This window comes from Zymomonas mobilis, from assembly GCF_006715975.1.
Lineage (GTDB): Bacteria > Pseudomonadota > Alphaproteobacteria > Sphingomonadales > Sphingomonadaceae > Zymomonas > Zymomonas mobilis_B.
This window is the reverse complement of record NZ_VFOF01000005.1, coordinates 1-4,555: the sequence shown is the minus strand read 5'-3', so window position 1 is coordinate 4,555 and position 4,555 is coordinate 1. Positions and strand designations below refer to the sequence as shown.

At 39.8% G+C, this 4,555-nt stretch carries 6 protein-coding genes; 3 read left to right on the top strand and 3 right to left on the bottom strand.

Annotated features, from left to right (window positions below; all coding sequences use genetic code 11):
* Positions 1 to 775: 775 nt before the first annotated feature.
* Positions 776 to 895 (bottom strand): hypothetical protein, encoded by a 120-nt coding sequence (locus tag FBY58_RS09605; RefSeq protein ID WP_409373549.1) that lies wholly within the window; start codon positions 893 to 895, stop codon positions 776 to 778.
* Positions 896 to 1,256: 361 nt separating this feature from the next.
* Between FBY58_RS09605 and FBY58_RS08995 the strand changes: the two genes are divergently transcribed.
* The 3 genes from FBY58_RS08995 to FBY58_RS08985 are packed head-to-tail and all read left to right on the top strand — an operon-like array spanning position 1,257 to position 2,128.
* Positions 1,257 to 1,556 (top strand): type II toxin-antitoxin system RelE/ParE family toxin, encoded by a 300-nt coding sequence (locus FBY58_RS08995; RefSeq protein WP_141920714.1) that lies wholly within the window; start codon positions 1,257 to 1,259, stop codon positions 1,554 to 1,556.
* On the top strand, positions 1,553 to 1,858 hold the full coding sequence (locus tag FBY58_RS08990; RefSeq protein WP_141920712.1) for an addiction module antidote protein: 306 nt from the start codon (positions 1,553 to 1,555) through the stop codon (positions 1,856 to 1,858). The genes FBY58_RS08995 and FBY58_RS08990 overlap by 4 nt, the downstream gene beginning before the upstream one ends.
* Before the next feature lie 21 nt (positions 1,859 to 1,879).
* On the top strand, positions 1,880 to 2,128 hold the full coding sequence (locus FBY58_RS08985) for a hypothetical protein (protein WP_141920711.1): 249 nt from the start codon (positions 1,880 to 1,882) through the stop codon (positions 2,126 to 2,128).
* 93 nt (positions 2,129 to 2,221) lie between these two features.
* On the opposite strand, the gene FBY58_RS08980 is transcribed toward FBY58_RS08985, so the two are convergent.
* Both FBY58_RS08980 and FBY58_RS08970 read right to left on the bottom strand, forming a co-directional pair.
* Positions 2,222 to 2,605 carry a plasmid mobilization protein gene (locus FBY58_RS08980; RefSeq protein WP_260432192.1) on the bottom strand — a complete coding sequence of 128 codons (384 nt, stop codon included), beginning with the start codon at positions 2,603 to 2,605 and terminating at the stop codon, positions 2,222 to 2,224.
* A 554-nt stretch (positions 2,606 to 3,159) separates the two neighbouring features.
* Positions 3,160 to 4,416, bottom strand: a complete 1,257-nt coding sequence (locus tag FBY58_RS08970; RefSeq protein ID WP_141920715.1) for a helix-turn-helix domain-containing protein — start codon at positions 4,414 to 4,416, stop codon at positions 3,160 to 3,162.
* Positions 4,417 to 4,555: the final 139 nt, after the last annotated feature.

Here is a 4,555-nt window from a genome sequence, read left to right as displayed (position 1 = left end):
CATTCGAAATCAAAACGTCTGGTTGTTTCCGCAGCCAGACGTTTTTTTTGCCCTGAAAGCATTTCAAAACTGTTCAAAAAAACTTACGCTTATTTTTGACTGCCAGACAAGAACATTTTTAAAAATATTGTAGAAAAATTTATTTCAAATTTGGCCAAAAGATACATCTTTTGACTATATACATAAACAAGCACCCAGCCATATAAAATATGGCTGGGTGCTTGTAATTACCTTAAGATTTGTGTTAAGATAATAGGCTTTCCGTAATTTTTTGGGAAGATTTTTACGGGAAGCGCATTATTCATCTTTTAAAAAGGCACTATATATATGGTGGAACCTAATTCCATCCATCATCTGATGATAAGTCATCAGATATTAATAGAAGTATTACGCTTTGTTTTCCTACTTTCGAAGCAATACAATCCTTCTCTGCCAATAAAGCAGCGATTGCTTTGTGTTCTAAGAAATAAAGACATAGCTAACTCCTTCTACCAATTAATTTATTTAGTTAGCCAAAGCTATTTAAATTAACATTAACGATAGGGTTCCAAGTGCTTTGGAACCCTATTTTATATATCCACCTCCAAGACATGGAAGTGGCCTGACGAATCAGCCATGTTGTTTTAAGCCTACATCCATCTGAGAGCGTTGTAAAGATTCTGCTTGACACTAAAAAGTGTATGTCCCGTCTATAAAATCAGATACAGTAGCGATATTTATGTCCGAAAATGTCGCATTTATCCTAATAACAGACACTTGCTAAGTAGTAATCTCATTATATTTTTAGGTACATCCCAACGTCATTAGCTGAACGAAAATCCAAGGCTGAATTCTGTTCTAAAAAGCGCCTTAGTGTCTTGTATCTTAGTTTATAAATAAATTCGAAACGCTGGATCAGGCCATCTCGCAGTTGCTCATCATAAGATGTTGTTTGGTAACGCGTCCATCATTTTTTAGACGCTCAAACGGGGTAAGATGAAGCACTCGATAACTTCCTCTGTCTAATTCATTTAGATTTTCATTATATGCCCATTTAAAACTTTCAAATGAACTATTCGAAAAAGGCTTAAATGTCGTTTCCGTTATCTGGAATAATACGACAGAGTTTAGCAAGTATAAATAGCTCCATTTTATACCCGCTAACGGTTAATTCAGCTTCTATGCTGATAATCATGTGATATTCGAGATTACTTTTTAAAGATAGAAAATTAAAAAATAGAATTGATTAGACGAAAATTGTCTTCTATAGTTTACATATGCTCACGGTAAAACAAACCCCGCAATTTAGAAAATGGCTAGAGCATCTTAAAGATCAGAAAGCTGTTGATAAAATCACATCTCGATTGATCTTGATGTCTGCTGGCTCATTCGGCGATGTGAAACCGTGCGGAGAAGGTCTTTCAGAAAGTAGAATCCATTACGGAGCTGGATACCGGATTTACTTCATCCAGCATGGGAAAACAGTGATTGTCGTGCTTGGGGGAGGAACAAAGAAAACTCAATCCCAAGATATCCAAAAAGCAAAAGATGCAGCGAAAGAAAGGAAGTTTTTATGAAAAAAGAAAATGATGACCTCATTCTTTTTGATGCTGTTGATGCGGCTAAAAATCCGCGGGTGCAAACCGAACTACTCAATATGGCATGGAATGATGGCAATTTACGCGCAGTTGCTTACGCCTTAAAGGTAATCGCAAAAGCTCGCGGAATGAAATCAACAGCAGAAGAGGCAGGTATTTCTCGGACAGCTCTTTATAAAAGTCTTTCCGAAAAGGGTAATCCTAGCCTCTCTAGTTTAATCGGAATTATGAAAGCACTAGGTGTTACGGCTAACTTTCAAATTGGTGCAAATGCTATTTAAATGACCCTAACGGGAACAATCATGACGTATCTTCTTGTAAGTGTTGGAATTTGCTTTTTGGCTTTCTTTGAAAGCGTTGGTTATAAATCTCTAGGTGTAGAGGACGCTCCAAAAAAAGTTGGTTCTTTTTTGCGGTGCAGCATTATTCTTTCTCTGCCCTTTGTGGTGTGTCTCGGAAAATTCTGGGCAATTTTTCACCATCCATCATATCGGGTATTTAAAGCTGTTTTTTTGGCTTCGTTCTCTCCATTTTTTTATACAGTGCGGTAATCGACTTCTTTGAGGAAAAGGTCGCTATTCCCCCTTTTCTTATTAAAATTGCCAATAAATTTTATGAAACTATCCCTTCAATATAATAAGCTATTATGGCTTTGCCGGAATGATATTTCTTAGCTGATCGAGTAGGTCGGATATATCGTCTTGACGGCTTAGTATTTTATGAAGAGCTGACCGGACATCTGCCTCCGAAACAGCCTCACCTGGAGCGTCCACTAACCACATTTTTAATAGCCCACCTAGTCGGCCAAGATCACCGCGAAGATGGACGACTTCCAAGAAGGTTCGTTGCTCAATCCGGCTTGGTGGATTGTGACCCAGTGCCAATTCGCGGAGAAGGGTCGAGACTGGCAAACGAACCTTTTCTGCTGTCCTCTTGATCTGATCGTATTCATCAACCGACACTCTGACAGGAATGCGTTTCTGTGACCTTGGTCCAACATTTTTATTCCGTTTTTTAGCATCTTTCATCAGGGGCACCTGTCCTGTTCCCGTTGAGCCGAAGGCGAATAAGGTTTGTTGCCGTGCACACGGCAACACATCTTGCCTCCAAAAGGGGAGAAATTTAGTTTCATTTAATTTCATTTTTCTAGTTTTATAGAAAATGAACTAAAATGACCTTCATTCAAACTAAATGAAATAGAATGTAGTTAAATGAACTAAAATCAAACAGGATAGAACAGCAATGCTAGAAAATCGGCGAGGTATGATCAAAGTAAGGTTTTTCGCCAGAAAAGATTTTATCTTTAGAAAACTGGAAGAAGGCTATTCCCGAAGAGTGATCTTCGAGGAAATAGAAAAAGAACTAGATTGCACTTATGAATGGTTCTGCCGCTTAATAAAAAAACAGAAACAGGAACGCTTTTAAGGGAGGAAACGTCTTGAACTTATTTCCCCTTCAAAACAAAATATATCCTTAATCGTGAGCATTGGCCTTTTAGGAACCCATTTTCTTTTTCGCAGAGCCTGTGAGCGAAGCGAACAGTTTCCGCACTGTAAAGGCATTATACGGCGTTTTAGGTTAGCTATGGTTTCATTTGTCGGGTTTTAATGAGCAGTTTGGCGGTATCCTTTGGAGAAAGAGACATCCATCCGTTTTCTATCCGTTTTTTTCTGTGTTGAAGGATAGCTGAAACTTGATCAGATCGGAGGTTCAGGGAATGAAGTTCGGTTGTGAAGTGGTCGGGTTCTGTTTTTAGGTCAAAAATAACGTCTGCCGAGCCAGCGTTAGCTGAAGCGAGGCAGTCTCTATCTGCTTTTATCGAATTTAGATTAGCGATGTCAGTATTATTAAAATACTTATAATTAGATAGATGCTCAAAATTGAACTCTCGAAAAAATCCCGAATTTTGGGGTTTTTTCAAAGGTCGGTTTGGTGGTGTTTCGCTCCTTTTTTCTTCCCTTTCTATGGCATCCCCCAAACTAGCCAATGTCTTGGCCAACTCGGAGTTATTGCCCTCTTCTTTCTGATTGGCAGAACGCTTCTGGGCAAAAATCTCCTGTGACCACTCCACTACTGGCAAACTCTCGATCATTTCCTCTGTAGCAGCCGCATCCGTTTCTTTGGCATGAGAAAAATCATCAGGAAGGGGAATATGTTTGCGCTGCATGACTCGCAAGAAAGCCTGTTTTGCAATTTCCGGCCAAGACGCAGGCGATAAGAAACCATAAGCATTACTAGTCTGCCTACGGCGCGGGCGTTCACCCTCTTTCTTGATTTTAATTGATCGCCGTATCCACCGCAAAAACCCTTGTTCTTTTAACTGCGTTAATAATCGAACAACGGTCGCGCGTGCATAGCCCACCTTATTAGAAATTGTCTCAATAGTCGGTTCTAAACGGCCTGTTCTAAAGTCAGCCATACGAAACAGCATTTTCAACAAGCGGACAGCTTTATCGCTCAAGGCGCGGGTTTTAATCGAATATTGATCGACCGCCTCAAGATAGGCTCCGATATGCTCTTTATTGATTGCTTTCCAAACCAGATGCTCCCGCTCACCGACTTCGTAAGAATTTCTATGAACTGGGTCTAAGGGTTTTAGTCGGATTCCAGCCAGTTCCAATGGGTCGCGAGATATAGCATTGGCTGTTTTTCTCGCAATATCGGCAGCAGATTCAGGGTCTAAACCGCGACTTATAAGCTGGTCGCAATAGTCCTCTTCATCAAATAGAGGCTGCGATTGTTCATGGTAAGTTTGGAAGGCAATCTTTTCAGCAGTAGCACCATCCACGCCTTGGGATTGAAGTTGCCGGATAAAATTATAAGCATTTAATTTTTTCATTATCCTGTCCTCATCTTGGACAGGGCTAGATTTCACTACACAATTTTTTACCTCAATAGAGGCTTGCGTATTCCTGTAATAATCACTAAAATCATCTCTGCATTTATAGAGATTTGTACTGGTGTAGTGACCGTTACAT

Excerpts from the sequence above, each read along its gene's own strand:
- FBY58_RS08995 (WP_141920714.1), top strand. The coding sequence starts at position 1,257 with ATGCTCACGGTAAAACAAACCCCGCAATTTAGAAAATGGCTAGAGCAT.
- FBY58_RS08970 (WP_141920715.1), bottom strand. The coding sequence starts at position 4,416 with ATGAAAAAATTAAATGCTTATAATTTTATCCGGCAACTTCAATCCCAA.
- FBY58_RS08980 (WP_260432192.1), bottom strand. The coding sequence starts at position 2,605 with ATGAAAGATGCTAAAAAACGGAATAAAAATGTTGGACCAAGGTCACAG.
- FBY58_RS08990 (WP_141920712.1), top strand. The coding sequence starts at position 1,553 with ATGAAAAAAGAAAATGATGACCTCATTCTTTTTGATGCTGTTGATGCG.
- FBY58_RS08985 (WP_141920711.1), top strand. The coding sequence starts at position 1,880 with ATGACGTATCTTCTTGTAAGTGTTGGAATTTGCTTTTTGGCTTTCTTT.